The following is a 19,747-nucleotide window of genomic DNA, read 5'->3' as shown; positions in this document are numbered from 1 at the left end:
ACCAGATCACTTCGCGCTCCCGCACCGTCAGCGTGTCGTAACGCGCCATAAGCGAAACCCTGGTCAGAGATTTCTCCAGTTGCTCGGCATGACGACCGATCGCTGATGAAACAGCGTCGATAACACGTTGCTCTCGAACAGGTTTGGTCAGGAAATCAATGGCGCCAGCTTTCATGGCCTGCACCGACATTTCAATATCACCATGGGCAGTCATGACGATAATTGGCATGTCGACCTGATGCCTTCTCGCACTCAACTGGAACGTCAAACCACTCTCCCCCTGCAGGCGAACGTCCAGTAGCAGGCAGCTTGGAACACCTGGCTTTTCAGCCGAAATGAAATCCCGGGTCCCCTCAAACGTTCGCACCGAATATCCGCACGAACGCAGCAAACTCGACAGCGACGAGCGAAGCGACGCATCGTCGTCGATTACATAGACAATTGCTCCGTCGGTGTTAGCCACGGCTGGAAAGGTGTTTTTCTCCATTCGCGTTCCTTTCCTGTACTGGTGTGCACAACGCATCGGTCGGGCATCAAGATTTAGACTATCTCGCAAAGTGTAATGTAAATGTATGACTCTGGCGAGGCCGGGCCGACATCGCCGCCGCCGACTGAAGCACATACCTTACTCGCCTCCGACATTTCAACGACGACCCGCACGAACCCCTCCATATACCTGCGTATGCTTTCAACCGGGCTCTACGTTGGGTATTCTTCGTTTGCGCAGACACGACAGGGCGGCCAAGCCGTCGCAGCCGGCGCGGACTGGGAGAAAGATAATTGCGCTCGCCACAGGTAATTTGGGTCGTCGATGACGATCCCTCGTTTCGGTCGGGGCTCTCAAGCTTGCTCAGATCGCTCGATTACGTTGTCTTGACCTTCGAGTCTGGAGCAGACCTGATGGCCCGTACCGGAGAAACGCAGCCCGACTGCATCGTTTCGGACGTACAGATGCCGGGAATGTCGGGCTTCGAATTGACTCTGCGCCTGATCGAAACCGGACGGCGCATACCCACGGTGTTCATCTCCGCCTACCCGAAGCCTGAACTGCAGCCGGAAGCGCTAGCCACCGGCGCCTGGGCGTTTCTGACCAAGCCTTTGAGTGCCAAAGACCTGACAGCTGCCATCGAAGCGGTGACGAGCACGCGTTCCAGTTAGCGATACGAACGTCAGGCAACCGCGCATCGTTCCTTCGAGCCGCGCACAGTTTGTGTGATCGCGCGCATACGCACACATTCAACGGAATCGGCCCTCGCCCCGTTGGCCTCGTTGACCAGATCCCCCACTGAGCGGGCACCCTCTCGAATTGCACCACACCCACGGAATAGTGCTTGTTGCGTACGAGGCAACACAGTGGTTTCCGTGGACCGACTTCCGCCGTGCACCGGCGCGCGATACCGTCTGGCAGCAAAGTCACTGGACTTTCCTCAACTCACAGGAGGCTGACATGGGACTGTTTGTCCTGCCACGAAAAGCTGTTTGCGTTTGCGCGCTACTCGCAACGCTGCCCGCGGTCGCCGCCGCTGAACCATTTTCCCTCAGAGTCGCCGACCTCGATCATGGCCGCTTCACGAATGAACAGGTGTACAGCGGATTCGGTTGTCACGGCGAGAATGTGTCGCCTCGCGTGTCCTGGGCGAACCTGCCGGCCGGAGCCCGCAGCGTCGTCGTGACCATCCATGATCCCGATGCGCCAACGGGCGGTCTGGGCTGGACTCACTGGGCGGTTGCCAACATACCGCCCTCGCAGACGTCGCTTCAGAAAGGCGCCTCCGGAAACGCGCAGCTGCTGCCGGCTGGCGCCATCGAAACGCTGACCGACTTTGGCATATCAAAGTACGGTGGGCCCTGTCCGCCGCAAGGCAAGCCGCATCGCTACGTGGTCACTGCCTACGCACTTGACGTGCCACATATCGACGTCAGTGCTGCGTCGAGTCCGGCGCTCGTTGCGTTTCAGATGCACGGCAAGATCGTCGCACAGGCGCGCTACGTCGCAACGTACCAGAGTGCCCCGAACTGAACTGCGTCCCGCGCGGATTCACGTCAGCGACATGCGGCCGGCGATACGCAAATCGATGCCGTTGACGAAGCTACTTCGTCGCCCACGAGAATGAGCGCGGCGAGCGAGTCCCACCTCGCGTCCGAGGTAGCTCCACGGGTCGTCAGGTGATGGATGCACAGTTCGCTCTCCATGCATGCTTGCATCTCTCGCGTGCACGTCGAAAAGCTTCCTCCGGTGGTCGGTGAAGCGCGAATCTAGAGAAGGTCGGGAATCGACGCATCGAACCTGCTCGCCGCCGGTCGACTGCTGGATGTAGTTGAAACGCTGCGTCATACGCTTATTGTTGCGTAGATGAGTGGCGGTCAGCGACTGCTTGAGGCCTCAAGCGACTGTCCACGCATGAGTCGATCGCAGACGAACGCGGCGCACCGCGGTAGGCCATGCGCGGCTCCATTCGGTGCTGTCATTTTTGCGCCAGTGGTGGTCGCGCATTTCGCCAACAGGAAACTGCAAGTGCGATGTCGCAACACGCACGCGTGCGACAGCCTGATGAAGGCACAAGTTCGTGCATCGGGAATGCGTTGAGCGGCTTAGTCACGCACCTCACCCTCTCACCGCGTCACGAGGTAATCACGCCATGCACCTCGGCAAATCCTATAAGTTATCGGAATTCCTGTTCTGGACGAGAAGGCAAATCTATGCCCTCATAATCTGGGGCACGTTGCCCGTCATCCTCTTCAAATTTTGCAACATGACGTGGCTATCAGTGCCGCTCACGATCGTCGTGCTGCTTGGCACCGCCACCTCCTTCATTGTCGGCTTCAAGAATGTTCAGACCTATAACAGGGCGATGGATGCTCAGGAGATCTGGACAGGCATTGTGAATGCGAGCCGGCGTTGGGGCCAGCTTTCCCGCGATTTTCTGGACGACGAAAGCACCAGCCGCCAGTTGATCGACCGACATCTCGCCTGGCTCACCGCATTGCGTTATTCGCTGCGCCGCCCGCGCGTGTGGGAAAGCATGAGCAAGCGATTCAATACCGAATACCGTCGTTACTACCGGGTGCCCGAGTGGGAAAAAAGTCTCGAAGAAGCGCTGCGCAAATATTTGACTGTGCTGGAGACCGAGCACACGCTCGATTCCCCGAGCGCCCCGACAAGCTTGCTAAGCACCCAAGGCGCATGTCTGCAGAAGCTTCACGCGGCGGGAAAGCTGCATGCGTCGTTCTATCTGGAACTTCAACGCGCCTTGGGCGATTTCATTGAGTTGCAAGCAAAGGCAGAACAGTTGAAGGACTTTCCCTATCCCCGTCAATACGCAACGGTGTGCGCGCTATTCATCCGCTTCTTTTGCCTGCTTTTTCCGTTTGGCTTGCTGCGAGAATTCGACAGGCTCAACGACAGTGTGAGCGGCTTTATGCACGGAAACATGATATGGCTCGTCGTGCCGTTCAGCGTGGCCGTGTCGTGGATGTACACCTCGCTCGAACAAGTGGGCGACAGTACGGAAAATCCGTTTGAAGGAAGCGCGAACGACGTGCCGATTTCGACGCTGTGCGCGCACATCGAGCGCGATCTTCGGTCTATGCTAGGCGAGCGGACGGAGGATCTCGAACTGGAGACGATTGCCATGTAGCCCGAGGACGGTGAGGTGTGCGGGCTCGGTCAGTGTCTTGCGCAACGTCGCGCCATGAAAGTACGTCGGATAGCCCGCGGCGAACTGGCAAGCCCGGTGCATAGCTCACCATGTTGCGTATCCGGCAACACTAAGCATGGTTCGCCTACCCTTGCCACTGCTACGATGTTTCAGACGGTACGTTTCGTTCCGTCCCAATGCCTGTCTTCTCATCGCTTTGTTTCGTCCGCGTTTTGCGAACGTTCGTGCCGAAGCGGTGACTTCTGTTGCGCGGACGCCGGATCATGATGATCCGTCTCTTTGCGCGGATAACGTCAAAGGAGCATGACCATGCCGTACGTCAGGACTAAGGACAATGTCGAGATCTTCTACAAGGACTGGGGTCCAAAGGACGCCCAGCCCATCGTCTTCCATCACGGTTGGCCGTTATCTTCCGACGACTGGGATACGCAGATGCTTTTCTTCGTCCGGAAAGGCTACCGCGTAGTCGCGCATGATCGACGCGGCCATGGTCGTTCGTCGCAGGTTTCGGACGGTCATGACATGGACCATTACGCTGCCGATGCCTTTGCTGTTGTTGAATCACTCGATCTACATAACGCGGTGCATATCGGCCATTCGACGGGCGGCGGCGAGGCAACCCGGTATGTAGCGAAACACGGGCAGCCGGCGGGACGAGTAGCCAAAGCGGTCCTGGTCAGCGCCGTGCCTCCGCTCATGCTGAAGACTGAGGCAAATCCGGAAGGCCTGCCGATCGAAGTCTTCGACGGTTTCCGGAAAGCGCTTGCAGACAATCGAGCCCAGTTCTTTCTCGACGTCGCAGCCGGCCCGTTCTACGGCTTCAACCGTCCCGGCGCGACCGTGTACCAAGGAGTGATCCAGAACTGGTGGCGGCAGGCAATGATGGGTAGTGCGGAAGCGCACTATGAGGGCATCAAAGCCTTCTCTGAAACTGACCAGACGGAAGATCTCAAGGCGATTACCGTCCCGACGCTGGTACTGCATGGAGACGACGACCAGATCGTGCCGATCGCCGATGCGGCGCTGAAGTCGATCAAGCTGTTAAAGAACGGGACTCTGAAGACGTACCCTGCTTTTCCGCATGGCATGTTGACAGTGAACGCAGAGGTCCTCAACGAGGATCTGCTCGCGTTCGTGCGCATGTAGCGTTTAGCACAGGCCCGCTTCGGCGGGATTTCTGGTGAGGCAATGGTTTCGACCGGCCAGTTGCCAGTTGTTCGACCCGGATGCACCAATCATGGACAATCTGGATCAGGATTCCGCCATCCAGTGCCCCAAATGTTCTAGTCGAGATAAGTCCGATGATTCCACTCAACCGTAATCCGTCTTTTTACCAACTCCTTTCCGACAGCTACGCCCGGCTGGTCGGCCAGCGCCTGGTTCCGCACGTCATGCCCGTTGCTGAAGCGACCGAATGGCTGTATGAGACTGCCCCGTTCGCGGTCCTCGCGCACAATACCGATCCCGACCCGGTCTTCATCTACGGCAACAAGGCTGCACAGCGCCGCTTCGGATATAGCTGGAGTGAAATCACCACGCTACCGTCCCGGCTTTCCGCCGAGGCCCCGAATCGTGAGGAACGACAGCAATTCCTCGAACGCGTGCAGCGGCTCGGCTACGAGACGGACTACAAGGGCGTGCGTGTTACCAAGTCTGGCGAGCGATTCATCATCGAGCAAGCCACCCTATGGCAGCTACTCGACGCGGACGGCACACTGCACGGCCAGGCGGTGATCATTCCACGCACGCGCGACATCTGATCGTGCGTATCAATTTCTCATAGGCAAATGCTCCGAAGTTGCGAAGCAATTGGGCACTACGGATATGAACAAAAAAAAGCCCGCCTTATTAGACGGGCAAACAGGGGGCTAATCGATGGGTCGCGGTTACTTCGCCGCCTGGGTCTGCCGGAACCATGCATCGAAATCGGCTCCGCCCAGCCGCGCATGCGGGCCTGGCACAAGCGTATCGTCCTGTAGTTGCGCGCCGAAGTAACGCGCGTCGGCATCTTCTATGACCGTACGGTTGTCTCGCGTCGCCTGTAGGTAGCGTCGCACCATTGCCGCAAGTCGCACGCGTTCCGGTCCGGCAATTTCCACGATGCCATTGCGTGGCTCGCCAACCGCGAAGTCCGTCACGGACGCCGCCACGTCGTCGGACGAAATTGGCTGGAAGAAAGCGGGCGAGAGCCGGACGCTGTCGCCCTCGGTACCCGATTGCGCAATGCCACCAAGGAACTCGAAGAACTGTGTGGAATGCACGATCGTGTATGGCACGCCCGAATCGCGAATGAGCTTTTCCTGCGCGATCTTCGCGCGGAAATAGCCGCTTTGCGCGAGCCGGTCGGTACCGACGACGGAAAGCGCGACGTGATGCCGGACACCTGCCTCGGTTTCCGCCGCAAACAGATTGCGGCCCGACGTTTCGAAGAAGGCCAACACGGCGTTGTCCTCGAACGAAGGGGAATTGGCGAGATCAACTACGACGTCGGCTCCTGCGAGCGCCTCACGCAGTCCTTCGTTCGTGAGCGTGTTCACGCCCGTGGCCGGCGAAGCCGCGACGGCGATATGACCGCGCTCACGCAGGTTCTTCACCACCTTGCTGCCGATTAGTCCCGTACCGCCAATGACGATGATCTTCATGATGTTTCTCCGTGCGGTCGATATTGCCTTTACAGGTTGCCGCCGGGTGTGGACGCCAATTTCGGCGCGCGCGGCAACGGCGGTCCATCCACGAGCGATCGTACGTAAGCGCTGTTTGCTGCGGTAGGTCGTTGCCCGGACTCACCGTGTTGCGTATTGAACATCAATCAACAGACGCGTCGACGGGTTCGCTGGAACCGCGTCGACTGTTGCCGTTAAGACAACACGCTGAATGCATTGGCGATACTACCGACGTTCGCCCGCCTAACTAAAATCGGTCCCACGATCAGTCGAAACGCGAGCACAACGCAGCGCGCGAAACTCATGGTCGTGCTCGTGCACCGCGCCGCCCAATGCGGCTTACCCCACTTAATTAACAGGACTATTGAAGATGAGCGCAACTACCCGCAATGTGCAGCCGGTTATCGCCAGCCTTGGCAAAGAAGGTTCAGGCGAACTCGTGTCTTCCCGCTACGCCGTGCGCGTGGGTGACGTCGACGTCGTGCTGATCAGCGACGGCATTCTTCCGCTGCCCACCTCTACCATGTCCACTAATGTGAGCGAATCGGACCGCAACGAATGGTTCGATGGTCGTTTCCTGCAACGTGACATGTTCGACTGGGCGCTGAATATCGCGCTCGTGCGCAGCGGCGACCGCCTGATCCTGATCGACTCGGGCGTGGGCGACGGTTTCGAATACTTCTCGCGCGCCGGTCGGTCGGTGATGCGCCTGGAATCGGCCGGCATCGACCTGGCTGCGATTACCGACATCGTAATTACGCATATGCACATGGATCACGTCGGCGGGTTGAACGTCGCCGGCGTCAAGGCCAAGCTGCGCCCCGACGTGCGGATTCACGTGTCGGCCAAGGAAGTGGAGTTCTGGAAAAATCCGGACTTCAGCAAGACGGTGATGCCGGAAGCAGTTCCTCCCGCGCTTCGCAAGGCCGCTGCGAAATTCGTGGAACTCTACAGCGAAAACATCGTGCGGTTCGATAAGACCGTGGAAGTCGCAGCGGGCGTGTCGGCACGCGTGACGGGTGGGCACACGCCGGGCCACTGCGTCGTGGACGTCGCATCGAATGGCGAGAAGCTGACGTTCGTAGGCGACGCGATTTTCGAAGTCGGCTTCGACAATCCCGCGTGGCAAAACGGCTTCGAGCACGAACCCGAAGTGGCTGTAGACGTGCGTGTCGCGCTGCTCAACGAAGCCGCTGAAACCGGCTCTCTGCTGGCCGCAACGCATGTCGCGTTCCCGTCTATCGGTCACATTGCAAAGCACGGTGACGGTTTCCGTTTCGTGCCGGTGCAGTGGGACTACTGATTGATGTCTCGACTTTGAATCATCGTCGTATCGAGTGGTGATGGTCAGAAAACCGCCACGAATTGACAAGACTCGTGGCGGTTTTTTTGAACCACTGCCATGCATATATGGGCGGCTCCCATCGATCAAGTACCGATGGATGTCCTTATGTGTGGCTCGTTTTCGACACGGTAAGGTATGCGCCGTTTCGCGATCTGTCATTGCGCCAATTGCCAGCGCAGCACGGGATGCGTCGCGCCCGCAGGCATCGACCACACCCCCGTAGGACTGAAGTCATATCCGACGAACGAGGCCGGCGTGCTCATCTGAGCGGTCGTCAGCCCGTTCGCCGCGGGAATCTGCGTGCCGTACAAGACGCCGACTGTGGCGTTCGTGGTGTCGGCGTTCCAGTACACATCGTTCCCGATCGTGCCTGTATTGGATCGCGCGATGCCAATCGGCCCATAGCCGGTCGGGTTTGTCACAGAGCCGGTTGCGAATGACTGGGTGATCGTTCCTGAGTTAATGACGACGAGTGCCGCGCCGCCGCATGGGGTACCGGCAGCGCCTCGGCAAAAGAAAGGTAACGATGTCGAGCCGGTTGCATAAGACTGGCTGATCGTGCCGCTGTTACCGCCGACCAGGCCGCCACCGCCCTCAGCGATATAACCCGACGAATCGACAGGCCCCGTGGCGAAGGACTGGCTGATCAGGCCGCTATTCGTGCCCACCAGCCCGCCGAGCGGGCCGCCCGAGGTCACGGCTGCGCTGCTCGAAGAACGCAGGATCGAGCCGGTATTGTTGCCCACGAGCCCACCGGCAACCGAAAAGTCGAGCATAGCGAATGATCCACCGCTAAGAACCGTGCCGGACGTATTCACCCGCAAGACCGTGCCATTGTTCGTGCCGGCCAGCAAGCCCATATAGGCGACAGCCATCTGGCTCGGAGCCGCGCTGGCCGTGCCCGAAATGTCGACGTTGCGCACGATGCCCCGGGCGCCGATCACCCCGAACATACCCATCAGCCTCAAGAACTGGCCAGCCGCCACCTGCTGGAGCGTCAGCGAACGGATCGTATCGCCCTGTCCGTCGAACTGCCCAGTGAATGGTGTATCGGAGTTACCGATCGGAACGAATGGCGTGTTGCCCGTCGCGCTCGCATCGATATTCCTGCCGAGTGCATAGTTACCGCCGAGATCGCTGGCGACGTTCGTCAGATCGGTCAGCGAATTCACCAGCCTGTACGCGGTGATCTGCGTCACCAGACCACTGAATGCCGGGGGCGTCCACGCCGGGTTGCTCAGCTGGGTACCGGCAATGTACGTGCCGTTCATGTCGTAGAAAGCGCTCAGCGCGCCCGTGCTTTTCGACCAGTCGAGCGTGCCGTGATTGACGACGCTGCCGCCGTTGTCGCTGCCGGTGGCGTCGGCGCGCAAGGTCAGATTGCCCGCGCCCTTGTTCGCGATCGTCGCGCCGTTCGCAATCGACACTTCGCGGTACGCGGCGAGCGTCAGCGAAGCGGGACCACGCCAGCGCAGGCTCGATTCGACGCCCAGATCGCCCGTCGCGCCCATCGCGCCGGTCGTGGCGACATCGACCGACGTGCCCGAATTCAGGCTGCGGCGCAGCGCGCGTGCAGCGGAACGATCGATCGTGAATGCGGGTGTCGACAGATTCCATTCGCCCGCATGAACGGCTGTCTTTGCACCGAACGCCAGTTGCGCCGCGTCAGTATCGACCGTCCCGCCGCTGCCGTCCGCGTTGCGAGCCGTGATCGTGCCCGACTGCTCGACATGGCCAGTGTCGGCGACGAGCCACACATGTCCGTCGCGGTTTGCCGTACCTGTCGCCCGAATGCGCGCGCCACCGCCGGCGAGTGCAAACACGTTGCCATCGGCGGCCTGCAGGTTGATCTGCGCGGCTGCGATGCGTCCGCTGTTGACGACCGTACCGTCGCTGCCCGTCTGCACGAACACCTGTTTGCTGCTGGTCGAGTCCTGTAACAGCACCTGTCCGCCCACGGCCAGTTCGGCCGTGCCGCCAGGCGCCTTGATCGTGCCCGCATTGACGACCGCGCCTCGCGCGATCAGGAACACGTCGCCGCCGCTCGAACTGATTTTGCCGAGGTTGATCACGCTCGCATTCGACTCACCCGACAACGTGAGTGCTTCACCCTTGATGAAGGCGCAGTTGCAGGCATCGAGCGTAGACGCGACGAAACGCCCACCCGTCGTCACGACACCCGAGGGACCCACGACGATGCCTTGCGGATTGATCAGATACACGCTTCCCGTTGCGCTGAGTCTGCCGAGGATTGCCGATGGCGAGCCTCCTGTGACCCTGTTCAAGGTCGCGCCCGAGCCGTTGTCGAACCTCACGCGGTTATGGATTCCGACAGAGAAGCTGTTCCAATCGATCACGCCGCGCGTCGAACCCGGCTGCGTGACCAGCAGCGCATTGCCCTGGCTCGAAATGGTGCCGGCCCCGGCGACGTAGTGGCCTCCCTGCGGAAGAACGCCCGCCGCGCACGCAAGATGCGTCGCAGACAGCCCGGCAATGGAAATGCACAGGGAAAGCCGCGATAGTGCAGGACGTGTCATACATCCCCCCTTGTCCGCAGGGACGCGCATGGGAGCGCGCTTGAAGAACCGGTCTATGTCTATGAAGAATAGCAATCCGACGCTGCGGGACTCGCAAGGAAATTCAGCGTTTCGCGACTATCTGTATTGGCTTTGCGCCGACATGGCGCATTGCGCAGAAGATGCCGACAACTGTCGAGATTTCCGCGCTCACGTTGTAGTTTGTCGGTCGACCGTAGGCCCGCCTCCCCGGCTTCGAGTCTCCCTGCGACCCATTCCGTTATCATTTCGCAAACTTGCTCGGCATTTGCCGTTATCCCGTAAGTAGTCTCTAACCTTTTCCCCGTCATTGCGGGGACGCGCTCTGAAGTCAGCGATGAATGTCGATCTAGCAACCCTTTACCTACTCGTGATCGGAACCTTATTGGCCAGTTCCGCGATGATGTATTGGGAACACCTGTCTCATCCGAAGCGCAGCAAGGAATTGCGAATGCTGGCGATCGGCTATGCCACCCTCGGACTGGGTTGCGCGGCGGCCTCGTTTCGGGTTCAACTGCTCGGCGCCGCTGGCCCCGCAGTGAGCAATCTCGTGATTCTCACCGGCTATCTGCTCGTGCTCGACGGTGTGGCGATGTTCAACGGCCGGCGCTATCTCGCGAGTTCGATCGGTTTGCTTGTGCTGATGGCGCTCACGTGGGCGGTCGCCGGCGTGCGTTGGCAGGCTGCCGTGTGGATGTACGTCAGCGCTATCCCGATCGCGTTGGCTTCCACGATGACGTCGCTCGAACTGTTGCGAGGCGACGGCATGCCGGCGGTTCAATCCCGCCGCGTAGCCGTGGTGGTAACGGGCATCCACGCGCTGTTTTATATCGCCCGGGCTTTCGTGCTGCCATGGATGGCGTCGATCTTCGGGCCGCGCGTGCTGGCCGTCTCCAGCGAAATCACGATGTACGAAGGGGTTCTCTACTCGGTCATTTTGCCGATGACCTTGCTGCGGATGACCCGGGAAGAAATTCATGGCGAGCTTTTGCAGGAGTCCCGCACCGATTACCTGACTCGCCTCGGCAATCGAAAGTTGTTTTTCGAAGAGGGAGAGCGGGTTATCAGCGAGCACCAGCTGCATCGACGACCTGTCGCGCTCCTCGCTTTCGACCTCGACCACTTCAAGAGAATCAACGACCGCTATGGGCACAAGACCGGCGACGAGGTCTTGAGATCATTTGCGGAAACCGTTCGAGCCGAGACGGGCACTGATGCGATTCTTGCCCGCATCGGCGGCGAAGAATTTGCCGCCCTGCTGCCGGGCCACGACACCGAACGCGCAAAAAAAGTGGGCGAGACCGTTGCCAGCCGGTTCGCTGCGATGTCCCATGGCGCCGACGGCGACCGGATTCGCGCCACCGTCAGCATTGGACTCGCCGAGTCGAGTCGCGAAACGACTTCCCTCACCGACCTGCTCTCAGCCGCCGACCAGGCGTTGTATCGAGCCAAGTCGCTAGGCGGCAATCGGCTCGAACAGACGTCAAGGGCCGCGCTCGCCGCCGACAGCTGCTCCGCGGATCGAAATCAGATTTGATCGCTCAGGAATGCGGCATGCTGTGCGGCTGCTCGGCGTTCACGCCGCTGCCGGGCCGGCAGCCAGCGTTCTGCGTACGAAAAGCGCACGTGACCCGGTCGGTGTGGCGCGCCGCGTTGTCCATCAGGTTCGAAAGGACGCTTGCCAGAGCCAATCGATTCACGTCGACTTGAACGCTGCTGTCGACGCCGATCATCGTTTCAACACCGTTGGCATCAAGGCGGGCGGGAAGTTCAGCTCGAGCGCATTCGGCGCGCGGCACGTTAAGCTCAGCGAGAGATATGCTTAGTCGCCCGCTACTGCCAGACCACACCTCGCCCAACCGCCGATTGCGCCCGTAGGTCCAACACATGGATGCACACAAACCCGTCACGCGGCCGACACAGCCAGTGCCTCGCCCGGTGCTGGTCTGGGACGCGCCGGTGCGACTATTTCACTGGCTGGTGGTCGTACTGGTCACTGCGGCTTATATCACCCTGAAGCTGAACTGGATCGACTGGCACGTGCGCGTCGGCGAGACGCTGCTCGCCCTGGTTATTTTCCGGCTGCTATGGGGCTGCTTTGGCAGCGAGACCGCGCGCTTTCGCAGTTTCGTGGCCTCGCCCGCGGCTGCGCTTCGTCATTTGCGCCGCCTGTTTCATCGCGAACCGGATGTGCAGGTCGGCCACAATGCGGCCGGCGGCTGGATGGTTCTATTTCTGCTCGCCTTGTTGCTGATCGAGACGCTGAGCGGCCTCTACGTCAACAACGACATCGCCGACGAAGGACCGTTGAGCGAACTGGTGCCCGCATGGCTCGCCAACGCAATCTCGGCGTTGCATGGGCTCGTGTGGGACGTGCTGCTCGCCGCGGTGGCGCTGCACGTGCTCGTCATCGCCGTCTACGCGGTAGCGAAGGGACACAACCTCCTGCGTCCGATGCTGACCGGCTACAAACTGCTGCCCTCGTCCGTGGACGCGCCGCGGCAGGCGCCAGCGCTGCTGGCGCTGCTGCCGCTCGGCGTCGGCGTTGCCGTGGTGATGCTGCTCGCGGCCTATCTGTGAGCAAGCCACGCACCCCATCGCGGCGCGCGGCTGCGTTGCCTGCGTCAGCCGCCCTTCGGCGGCGTCACCTGGCCGCGAATCTCGCCGTTCGGATTGTTCTTCGTGTGAACGTTGATGTACATGTCGCCCGCTTCGAACATCTTGGCTTCGTCCGGAGATAGCGTGGCCTGGCCGGTAATCGGGCTCGTCACCTCCGTGGAGCCTTTCTGCGAGATCCAGACCTTTACGCCGGCGTTTTTACCGGCCGGCGCGGGCCCGTGGAAATGCGCCATCGTGGTCGGACTCGTCAATCCGCTGAAGGTGATGTTCCAGGTGACGACCCGTGTGCCGGAGTCGTACGTGAGCTTGGCGTTGCCGCTGCCTGGAGTCTGCACCGGCGGAACCTGTTGAGCGCCCGTCAAAGGCACCTCGAACGAGACGGGCGCCGCTTGCGCCAGGTTCAGCGTACCCGCTAAGGCCAAACCACCGAACACCATGAAAGCGCGCCGCGTGATGGATCGTGACATCTGGTTTTCTCCTGTTGGGTTTGCCCTTGCTGAACGGGCGATTATTGAAGACTGCAGAAGACCTCGTCGGCGTTGTCGACAGCCAAACAAGTGAGTCAAGCATAGACGCAAGCCGGCCGTTACGCGAAGTTCGCGTAGGCCAGAACTCCGGCCCGGGCATGCGACTGCCCCCGCTGCGTCAACGTCCGATGAGTGTGGTCAGCAATTCGAAAGGAAAACGCCGGGCGAAAATCGTTGAAAAATCGGTCTGAAGCGAAAAATTCTTCCGGTACGATATGCGCTTTGCACGAAGGCAGCGGATGTAACCGGCGCGACCCGTATTGCGCCAGGCGCCTTCATGGATCACACCCATTGTGACGCTGCCATGTCCATCCCGAACGCTCTAATCGGCATTGCGATTCTGTCCTGCGTGATGAGCGTCGCAGTTCTAGGCTCGTTGTTTCGCACCCAGGTTCCGGGCATACGTCGTTGGTGTGTGGCAAGTGGTCTGCTGGCCGTCACGGCCACGCTCCTGCTGTTCCGTAGGTCGGATCTCGTCGTACTGGGCGCGAGCGTCTTGCTGCTCGTCGCCTCGCTCCTCGCGATCCACGGTTTTCGCCAATTCTTTCATCGGCCGCCATCGGTAGTCTGGGAATACGGCGCGCTGTGCGCGATCCTGGCTGGACTCGTTTATTGGACTTACGTGTCGCCTGACGTCAGTGCCCGGGGCGCGATGATCTCGGGATTTCTCGCCTACATCCGCTTTGTCATCGCCTGGGTCGTGCAGCGGTACCGGCCGGCGGGCAGACCGAAATACGGCTACCACTTCGTGGCAATTGCCGCGGTGTTGGGGGCGGTCGTCCATGCAGTGCGTTGTGTCGTATACGGGTCGGGGCTAGCGCATGAATCGGTCATTCTGGAGGAAACGCCGCTAAACGTCGCGTTTCTCGGCATGGCCATACTGACTTTGCCATGCCTGTCGGTCGGCATGGTGATGCTGGCTCATGACCGGCTGGCGGAGCGGATGGAGCGCCTCGCCACCATCGACGATCTGACGGGCGCGCTCGGGAGGCGCGCTTTCATCGCGCGGACAGAGGCGCTGTTCGAGCTGGCGAAGGCAGCGAAGTCGAAGCTGTCCATCGCGATCCTGGACATCGATAACTTCAAGAGCATCAATGACAGATTCGGGCATGCAGCCGGCGACCAGGCCCTAGCGCACGTTGCCTCGACGATATCGCGCGAACTTCGGCAAACCGACGTCCTTGGCCGCATCGGCGGTGAGGAGTTTGCGCTGCTGATGCCACTGATCGGCAAAGAGGAAGCGGCCCGTCTCACGAACCGGTTGCGCGCACTCGTCGCGGCGTCCGTTGCGCGCGCTCCGACCGGCGACGTCGCATGCACACTCAGTGCCGGCGTCGACGAATTCGGTGATGGCGATACCGTTGCCTCGGTGATGGCAAGAGCCGACACGGCGCTCTATGCGGCGAAAGCCAACGGCAGAAACTGCGTGATGACGGCGGGGTCTTCGCAGCCCGCCGATGCCCTCGTTTCAAGTTTTCCGGCTTAAGAAAGGCTTAGCGGTGGGTCTGCCACTGCAAAAAAGAAACCGGCATGCAGTCGCCCGCATGCCGGTCTCTGTTCGGCCCGTCGCGTCACCGCGAACAGGGCCGCCGCGCTGATCCGCGCTTTACTTGCGCTTCAACTGCGAAATATCGCGCACCGCGCCGCGATCGGCCGAGGTTGCGAGCGCCGCATACGCCTGCAATGCCTGCGACACCACGCGCTCGCGATTGGTCGGCTGCCATGCGTCGGCGCCGCGCGCTTCCATTGCCGCGCGACGGCGTGATAGCTCTTCATTCGACACCGCCAGATGCATCTTGCGCTGCGGAATGTCGATCTCGATCACGTCACCGTCTTCGACCAGACCGATCGTGCCGCCTTCCGCCGCTTCCGGCGACGCGTGGCCGATCACGAGACCCGACGAGCCGCCCGAGAAACGGCCATCGGTAAACAGCGCGCAGCTCTTGCCGAGGCCCTTCGACTTCAGATACGAAGTCGGGTACAGCATTTCCTGCATGCCCGGACCGCCCTTCGGACCTTCGTAGCGGATCACCACGACGTCGCCCGGCACGACCTTGTCACCGAGAATCGCCTCGACCGCGTCGTCCTGGCTTTCAAACACGCGCGCGCGGCCCGAGAACAGCCACTGCGATTCGTCGACACCCGCGGTCTTCACGATGCAGCCTTTCTCCGCGAGGTTGCCGTACAGCACCGCGAGGCCACCGTCCTTCGAATATGCGTTTTCCTTGCTGCGGATACAGCCGCTCTTGCGGTCCGTGTCGAGCGTCGCGTAGGTCGCTTCCTGGCTGAACGCGACCGTGGTCGGAATGCCGCCCGGCGCCGCGCGGAAGAACTTCTGCGCTTCCTCGCCCGCGCCGCCGGCGATGTCCCACTTCGCGATCGCGTTGCCGAGCGTGCCGCTATGCACGTTGCCGCACGACAGATCGAGCAGGTCCGCACGTGCGAGCTCGCCGAGAATACCGATGATGCCGCCCGCGCGATGCACGTCCTCGATGTGGTACTTGTCGGTCATGGGCGCGGCCTTGCACAGGCACGGCACCTTGCGCGAGATGCGGTCGATGTCCGACATCGTGAAATCGACGCCCGCTTCCTGCGCGGCGGCCAGCAGGTGCAGCACGGTGTTGGTCGAGCCGCCCATCGCGACGTCGAGCGTCATCGCGTTTTCGAACGCCTGCTTGGTGGCGATGCTGCGCGGCAGGACCGAGACGTCCTCTTCCTGATAGTAGCGGCGGCACAGATCGACGACCAGGCTGCCCGCCTGCTCGAACAGGCCCTTGCGCCATGCGTGCGTCGCGACGACCGTACCGTTGCCCGGCAGCGCGAGGCCGATCGCCTCGGTCAGGCAGTTCATCGAATTCGCAGTGAACATGCCCGAGCACGAACCGCAGGTCGGGCACGCGCTGCGCTCGACTTCGGCGACTTCGGCGTCGCTGATCTTCGGATCGGCGGCCTTGATCATCGCGTCGATCAGGTCGATCTTCGCGATCACCTGGCCGTCGGTCGGCGACTTCACCTTGCCCGCTTCCATCGGACCGCCCGACACGAACACGACCGGGATGTTCAGGCGCATCGCGGCCATCAGCATGCCCGGGGTGATCTTGTCGCAGTTCGAGATGCAGACCATCGCGTCCGCGCAATGCGCGTTGACCATGTACTCGACCGAGTCCGCGATCAGTTCGCGCGACGGCAGCGAATACAGCATGCCGCCGTGACCCATCGCGATGCCGTCGTCGACGGCGATCGTGTTGAATTCCTTCGCCACGCCGCCGGCCGCTTCGATCTGCTTCGCGACCAGCGCGCCCAGGTCGCGCAGATGCACGTGGCCCGGTACGAACTGCGTGAACGAGTTCACGACCGCGATGATCGGCTTGCCGAAATCGTCGTCCTTCATGCCGGTGGCGCGCCACAGCGCGCGGGCGCCGGCCATGTTGCGGCCATGAGTCGAAGTGCGTGAGCGATAGTTAGGCATCTGTATCCTCAGGTATTGCTGTTATCGGTTTTGATGAGCGCCCGCGCGGGCGTGGGGATCGCAGCGCAGAGTGGGCGCTGGGAACGAATAGTGCAAGAACCCCAGTAAGACGTCCAATATATTTTTTCGGCGCGATTAGGTCGAAAAAGATATTAATCTGTGCCGTGACCGTTCAGCCGCTTTGCGCCGCTCGTGCCGCGACTGCAACGGCCTCAGCCGGACGGGGCCACTACCGTCAAAGCAAAGGGCCGATGAAGCGATGCTTCATCGGCCCTTCGTGCTTGCAACGCTTTGGGCGCGTCTGCGCTCTTACATCTTCACGACGTCGAGCAGCGTCTTCTTGCCGTCCTTGTAGTCGTACAGCGAGATCACGCCGTGCTGAAGGTCGCCTTTCGCGTCGAACGTCGTTTCACCGGTCACGCCCTTGTAGTTGGTGCCCGACACCTTGGCCAGCACCTTCGCCGGGTCGGTCGAGTTCGCGCGCTTCATTGCGTCGACGACGATATACACCGCGTCGTACGTGAACGGTGCGTCGAATTCGATCGGATGACCGAAGCGCTTCGTGTACTTCGCCGCGAATTGCGCGCCGCCGTTCATGCGCTCGACGGCCATGCCGGCTTGCGAGCACACCACGTTGCCCGCCGCCGGACCGGCGAGGTCCGCGAGGCTTTCGGTGCACACGCCGTCGCCCGACAGCATCTTCGCGCGCAGGCCCAGCTGACGCGCCTGCTTCGCGAACGGACCGCCGGTCGCGTCCATGCCGCCGTACATGATCGCGTCGGGATTCTCGCCCTTGATCTTGGTCAGGATCGCGCGGAAATCGACGGCCTTGTCGTTGGTCGCGTCGTGCGAGACGACCTTCAGGCCGAGCGACTTCGCGGTCTTTTCGAATTCGTTCGCGAGACCCTGGCCATAGGCGGTCGAATCGTCGACCACGGCCACGGTCTTCACGTTCAGGGTCTTCGCGGCGTAGGCGGCGAGTGCCGGACCTTGCTGTGCATCGGTCGCGACGACGCGGTAGGTCGTCTTGAAGCCCTGCTGCGTGTACGCCGGGTTCGTCGATGACGGCGAGATCTGCACGATGCCCGCGTCACTATAGATCTTCGAGGCCGGAATCGACGCGCCCGAGTTCAGGTGGCCGACCACCGCGACGACCTTGTCGTCGACGAGTTTCTGCGCGACCTGGGTCGCCTGGCGCGGGTCGCCCGCGTCGTCCTGCGCGTCGAGCACGAGCGTGACCTTCTGGCCATCGATCGTCAGACCCTTCGCGTTGATTTCCTCGATCGCGAGGCGCGCGCCGTTTTCATTGTCCTTGCCGAGGTGGGCGGAACCGCCCGTCAACGGACCCACGTGACCGATCTTGACGACCTGATCCGCATTGGCCGTGCCGGCAATGCCCGCGAATGCGACGACTGCCGCGCTAAGCGGCAGCAGTTTGTGAAGCTTGAACGACATACAACACATCTCCTCTTTACTTACCTTGCCAACCGGATGGTTGGGGATTCCTGCCACTGATCAGACATTGCCATTCATCCATTCAGGATGAAATGAAATACGGCCCAGCCGGCAATGCGCCAGCTCCGCCATTTTTGGTGCAGCACGATAACGCAAAACCGGCGCAAGCGACAAATTCCCGGCAATGGGGATTGGCGCGGCGTCAATTAGCGGCCGTCTCGCCGCTGCATTAATCGGCATTTCACGCGCTTGATTCGCTGAGGGAATCGTCAGCAAAAGTGACGAAATATGCAGCAACTCAGCCAATAAAAGATCAATACCGCGCTTATTCTTCGGAAACGGAACGGCGCAATCAAAGCTTGAAATCGGCCAGCATCTCGCCCGCGCGGATATGCGCGAGGGCGGCCGCCACGTAGTCGACGATCGGCGCCGGAGGATGGTCCGGCTTCGCCCACACGAAGCCCGAGCACTTGTGCGGCTCCATGTTCGCCGGTTCGCCTTGCCATGAATGGCACGCGAAAAAGAAGCTGATGCGGTTCGTGTCCGAATCGCGCCGCATCACCAGCTTGAATTCGAGTTCGCCAGGCGCGATCGTCACGCCTGCTTCTTCTTTCGATTCGCGAATCGCGCACTCTTCGATCGATTCGCCCGGTTCGAGATGGCCTGCAATCAGCGCGTACTGGCCGTCCCTGAAACCGGTATTCGCTCGCTGCATGAAAAGGCACTCGCCCTGTTCATTCAGAAACAGCACGTTCACATCGACGACGCTTTGCATTCGGCTCATTTTCTTGCAGTCATCGCGACGGACCAGGCGCGTTGCGCGGTCAGCAGCTTGATGCCGAGCGCGACGAAAACGAGCCCGCTACCGCGTTTGATCGTCGCGATCCAACGGCTGGCGCCGACGCGCCTATAAATACCGCGCACGCCGAGCGAATAAATGGTGTGCACGAGCGCGACGGTGACCGCGATCGTCAGATACATCACGATGAACTGCTCCGGCAGGCCGCGCTCGTGATCGATGAATTGCGGCATGAACGCCGAAAGAAAGATCATCGTCTTCGGATTGCTGCCCGACACGAACAAGGCTTCGCGGAATACTTTGTTGCGCTCGAACGTATGAGCGGGCGATGCGACGCCCGTGGGCTGCGCGGCCTGCGATGCCTGCCTGTTGCCGCCGCCGCGCAGTTGCCTGATGCCGAGATACATCAAATAACCCGCGCCGAGCACTTTCATTGCGACGAAGAGCGGCGGCAGCGTCGTTAATAGCGCGCCGACACCGAGCGCCACGAGCGCGACGACGACTCCTTGCGCGAGCAGATTACCGGCAACGCTCGCTGCCGCGCCGCGGCTTCCGTAGCGAACCGAGTTGCGGATCACCAGTAGAACGTTCGGTCCCGGCGAAATGGTGGTGAGCAGATAGGCAGCGGCGAAAAGCAACCAGGTATGGAAGGACAT

At 61.0% G+C, this 19,747-nt stretch carries 20 protein-coding genes; 9 read left to right on the top strand and 11 right to left on the bottom strand.

Going from position 1 to position 19,747, the window contains the following annotated elements; translation table 11 throughout:
- Positions 1-487, bottom strand: a 487-nt coding sequence (locus GCT19_RS32445; protein WP_152854196.1) for a response regulator transcription factor, incomplete at its 3' end; no start/stop codon positions are given.
- Between the two features lie 293 nt (positions 488-780).
- Here GCT19_RS32445 and GCT19_RS32440 point away from each other — a divergent pair.
- Together GCT19_RS32440 and GCT19_RS32435 are read left to right on the top strand one after the other, a co-directional pair.
- On the top strand, positions 781-1,158 hold the full coding sequence (locus GCT19_RS32440; protein WP_026228558.1) for a response regulator: 378 nt from the start codon (positions 781-783) through the stop codon (positions 1,156-1,158).
- Positions 1,159-1,447: 289 nt separating this feature from the next.
- Positions 1,448-2,020: a YbhB/YbcL family Raf kinase inhibitor-like protein gene (locus GCT19_RS32435; RefSeq protein WP_013092410.1), complete on the top strand. Its 573-nt coding sequence runs from the start codon at positions 1,448-1,450 to the stop codon at positions 2,018-2,020.
- An 18-nt stretch (positions 2,021-2,038) separates the two neighbouring features.
- Here GCT19_RS32435 and GCT19_RS32430 read toward each other — a convergent pair whose 3' ends face one another.
- Positions 2,039-2,335, bottom strand: coding sequence for a hypothetical protein (locus tag GCT19_RS32430; RefSeq protein ID WP_152854195.1), 297 nt, complete (start codon positions 2,333-2,335; stop codon positions 2,039-2,041).
- A gap of 304 nt (positions 2,336-2,639) precedes the next feature.
- On the opposite strand from GCT19_RS32430, the gene GCT19_RS32425 reads away from it, so the two are divergent.
- The 3 genes from GCT19_RS32425 to GCT19_RS32415 all read left to right on the top strand — a co-directional run bounded on the left by GCT19_RS32425 (position 2,640) and on the right by GCT19_RS32415 (position 5,419).
- Positions 2,640-3,638 (top strand): bestrophin family protein, encoded by a 999-nt coding sequence (locus tag GCT19_RS32425; RefSeq protein WP_152854194.1) that lies wholly within the window; start codon positions 2,640-2,642, stop codon positions 3,636-3,638.
- 330 nt (positions 3,639-3,968) lie between these two features.
- Positions 3,969-4,805 carry an alpha/beta fold hydrolase gene (locus GCT19_RS32420; RefSeq protein ID WP_018434837.1) on the top strand — a complete coding sequence of 279 codons (837 nt, stop codon included), beginning with the start codon at positions 3,969-3,971 and terminating at the stop codon, positions 4,803-4,805.
- A gap of 155 nt (positions 4,806-4,960) precedes the next feature.
- Positions 4,961-5,419 (top strand): MEKHLA domain-containing protein, encoded by a 459-nt coding sequence (locus GCT19_RS32415; RefSeq protein WP_018434838.1) that lies wholly within the window; start codon positions 4,961-4,963, stop codon positions 5,417-5,419.
- A gap of 126 nt (positions 5,420-5,545) precedes the next feature.
- On the opposite strand, the gene GCT19_RS32410 is transcribed toward GCT19_RS32415, so the two are convergent.
- Entirely contained in the window at positions 5,546-6,301 is a 756-nt protein-coding gene (locus GCT19_RS32410; RefSeq protein ID WP_152854193.1) for an SDR family oxidoreductase, read from the bottom strand.
- Between the two features lie 391 nt (positions 6,302-6,692).
- Between GCT19_RS32410 and GCT19_RS32405 the strand changes: the two genes are divergently transcribed.
- The gene (locus tag GCT19_RS32405; protein ID WP_018434840.1) at positions 6,693-7,625 is read left to right on the top strand and encodes an MBL fold metallo-hydrolase; all 933 of its coding nucleotides are present in this window, start codon (positions 6,693-6,695) and stop codon (positions 7,623-7,625) included.
- 197 nt (positions 7,626-7,822) lie between these two features.
- Here GCT19_RS32405 and GCT19_RS32400 read toward each other — a convergent pair whose 3' ends face one another.
- Entirely contained in the window at positions 7,823-10,204 is a 2,382-nt protein-coding gene (locus GCT19_RS32400; protein WP_152854192.1) for a two-partner secretion domain-containing protein, read from the bottom strand.
- Positions 10,205-10,559: 355 nt separating this feature from the next.
- Here GCT19_RS32400 and GCT19_RS32395 point away from each other — a divergent pair, with 355 nt between their 5' ends.
- Positions 10,560-11,759, top strand: coding sequence for a GGDEF domain-containing protein (locus GCT19_RS32395; protein ID WP_152854191.1), 1,200 nt, complete (start codon positions 10,560-10,562; stop codon positions 11,757-11,759).
- Positions 11,760-11,763: 4 nt separating this feature from the next.
- On the opposite strand, the gene GCT19_RS32390 is transcribed toward GCT19_RS32395, so the two are convergent.
- Complete coding sequence (locus GCT19_RS32390; RefSeq protein ID WP_152854190.1) at positions 11,764-12,021, bottom strand: HAMP domain-containing histidine kinase; 258 nt, start codon at positions 12,019-12,021, stop codon at positions 11,764-11,766.
- 88 nt (positions 12,022-12,109) lie between these two features.
- Here GCT19_RS32390 and GCT19_RS32385 point away from each other — a divergent pair, with 88 nt between their 5' ends.
- A complete protein-coding gene (locus tag GCT19_RS32385; RefSeq protein ID WP_026228561.1) occupies positions 12,110-12,802 on the top strand; it encodes a cytochrome b/b6 domain-containing protein in 693 nt (230 codons plus the stop codon).
- 44 nt (positions 12,803-12,846) lie between these two features.
- Here the strand turns inward: GCT19_RS32385 and GCT19_RS32380 are convergent, their stop codons facing one another.
- Entirely contained in the window at positions 12,847-13,308 is a 462-nt protein-coding gene (locus tag GCT19_RS32380; protein ID WP_152854189.1) for a CHRD domain-containing protein, read from the bottom strand.
- A gap of 337 nt (positions 13,309-13,645) precedes the next feature.
- Here GCT19_RS32380 and GCT19_RS32375 point away from each other — a divergent pair, with 337 nt between their 5' ends.
- Positions 13,646-14,854, top strand: coding sequence for a GGDEF domain-containing protein (locus GCT19_RS32375; RefSeq protein WP_152854188.1), 1,209 nt, complete (start codon positions 13,646-13,648; stop codon positions 14,852-14,854).
- Between the two features lie 120 nt (positions 14,855-14,974).
- Here the strand turns inward: GCT19_RS32375 and ilvD are convergent, their stop codons facing one another.
- The 5 genes from ilvD to GCT19_RS32350 all read right to left on the bottom strand — a co-directional run bounded on the left by ilvD (position 14,975) and on the right by GCT19_RS32350 (position 19,747).
- Positions 14,975-16,837, bottom strand: a complete 1,863-nt coding sequence (gene ilvD / locus GCT19_RS32370) for a dihydroxy-acid dehydratase (protein ID WP_152854187.1) — start codon at positions 16,835-16,837, stop codon at positions 14,975-14,977.
- A 309-nt stretch (positions 16,838-17,146) separates the two neighbouring features.
- The gene (locus GCT19_RS32365) at positions 17,147-18,292 is read right to left on the bottom strand and encodes a branched-chain amino acid ABC transporter substrate-binding protein (RefSeq protein WP_013092422.1); all 1,146 of its coding nucleotides are present in this window, start codon (positions 18,290-18,292) and stop codon (positions 17,147-17,149) included.
- 60 nt (positions 18,293-18,352) lie between these two features.
- Positions 18,353-18,598 carry a hypothetical protein gene (locus GCT19_RS32360; protein ID WP_152854186.1) on the bottom strand — a complete coding sequence of 82 codons (246 nt, stop codon included), beginning with the start codon at positions 18,596-18,598 and terminating at the stop codon, positions 18,353-18,355.
- Positions 18,599-18,644: 46 nt separating this feature from the next.
- Positions 18,645-19,076: an NUDIX hydrolase gene (locus GCT19_RS32355; RefSeq protein WP_193727472.1), complete on the bottom strand. Its 432-nt coding sequence runs from the start codon at positions 19,074-19,076 to the stop codon at positions 18,645-18,647.
- Complete coding sequence (locus GCT19_RS32350) at positions 19,073-19,747, bottom strand: LysE family translocator (RefSeq protein ID WP_152854185.1); 675 nt, start codon at positions 19,745-19,747, stop codon at positions 19,073-19,075. The genes GCT19_RS32355 and GCT19_RS32350 overlap by 4 nt, the downstream gene beginning before the upstream one ends.

The sequence above is a fragment of the Paraburkholderia atlantica genome, assembly GCF_009362785.1.
GTDB lineage: Bacteria > Pseudomonadota > Gammaproteobacteria > Burkholderiales > Burkholderiaceae > Paraburkholderia > Paraburkholderia atlantica.
The sequence above is the reverse complement of the archived record's forward strand: the minus strand, read 5'-3'. Positions and strand labels throughout refer to the sequence as shown.

Bases quoted from the DNA above. Each gene is read 5' to 3' on its own strand.
- GCT19_RS32435 (WP_013092410.1), top strand. From the start codon at position 1,448: ATGGGACTGTTTGTCCTGCCACGAAAAGCTGTTTGCGTTTGCGCGCTA.
- GCT19_RS32430 (WP_152854195.1), bottom strand. From the start codon at position 2,335: ATGACGCAGCGTTTCAACTACATCCAGCAGTCGACCGGCGGCGAGCAG.
- GCT19_RS32425 (WP_152854194.1), top strand. From the start codon at position 2,640: ATGCACCTCGGCAAATCCTATAAGTTATCGGAATTCCTGTTCTGGACG.
- GCT19_RS32420 (WP_018434837.1), top strand. From the start codon at position 3,969: ATGCCGTACGTCAGGACTAAGGACAATGTCGAGATCTTCTACAAGGAC.
- GCT19_RS32415 (WP_018434838.1), top strand. From the start codon at position 4,961: ATGATTCCACTCAACCGTAATCCGTCTTTTTACCAACTCCTTTCCGAC.
- GCT19_RS32410 (WP_152854193.1), bottom strand. From the start codon at position 6,301: ATGAAGATCATCGTCATTGGCGGTACGGGACTAATCGGCAGCAAGGTG.
- GCT19_RS32405 (WP_018434840.1), top strand. From the start codon at position 6,693: ATGAGCGCAACTACCCGCAATGTGCAGCCGGTTATCGCCAGCCTTGGC.
- GCT19_RS32400 (WP_152854192.1), bottom strand. From the start codon at position 10,204: ATGACACGTCCTGCACTATCGCGGCTTTCCCTGTGCATTTCCATTGCC.
- GCT19_RS32395 (WP_152854191.1), top strand. From the start codon at position 10,560: ATGAATGTCGATCTAGCAACCCTTTACCTACTCGTGATCGGAACCTTA.
- GCT19_RS32385 (WP_026228561.1), top strand. From the start codon at position 12,110: ATGGATGCACACAAACCCGTCACGCGGCCGACACAGCCAGTGCCTCGC.
- GCT19_RS32380 (WP_152854189.1), bottom strand. From the start codon at position 13,308: ATGTCACGATCCATCACGCGGCGCGCTTTCATGGTGTTCGGTGGTTTG.
- GCT19_RS32375 (WP_152854188.1), top strand. From the start codon at position 13,646: ATGGATCACACCCATTGTGACGCTGCCATGTCCATCCCGAACGCTCTA.
- ilvD (WP_152854187.1), bottom strand. From the start codon at position 16,837: ATGCCTAACTATCGCTCACGCACTTCGACTCATGGCCGCAACATGGCC.
- GCT19_RS32365 (WP_013092422.1), bottom strand. From the start codon at position 18,292: ATGTCGTTCAAGCTTCACAAACTGCTGCCGCTTAGCGCGGCAGTCGTC.
- GCT19_RS32355 (WP_193727472.1), bottom strand. From the start codon at position 19,076: ATGAGCCGAATGCAAAGCGTCGTCGATGTGAACGTGCTGTTTCTGAAT.
- GCT19_RS32350 (WP_152854185.1), bottom strand. From the start codon at position 19,747: ATGTCCTTCCATACCTGGTTGCTTTTCGCCGCTGCCTATCTGCTCACC.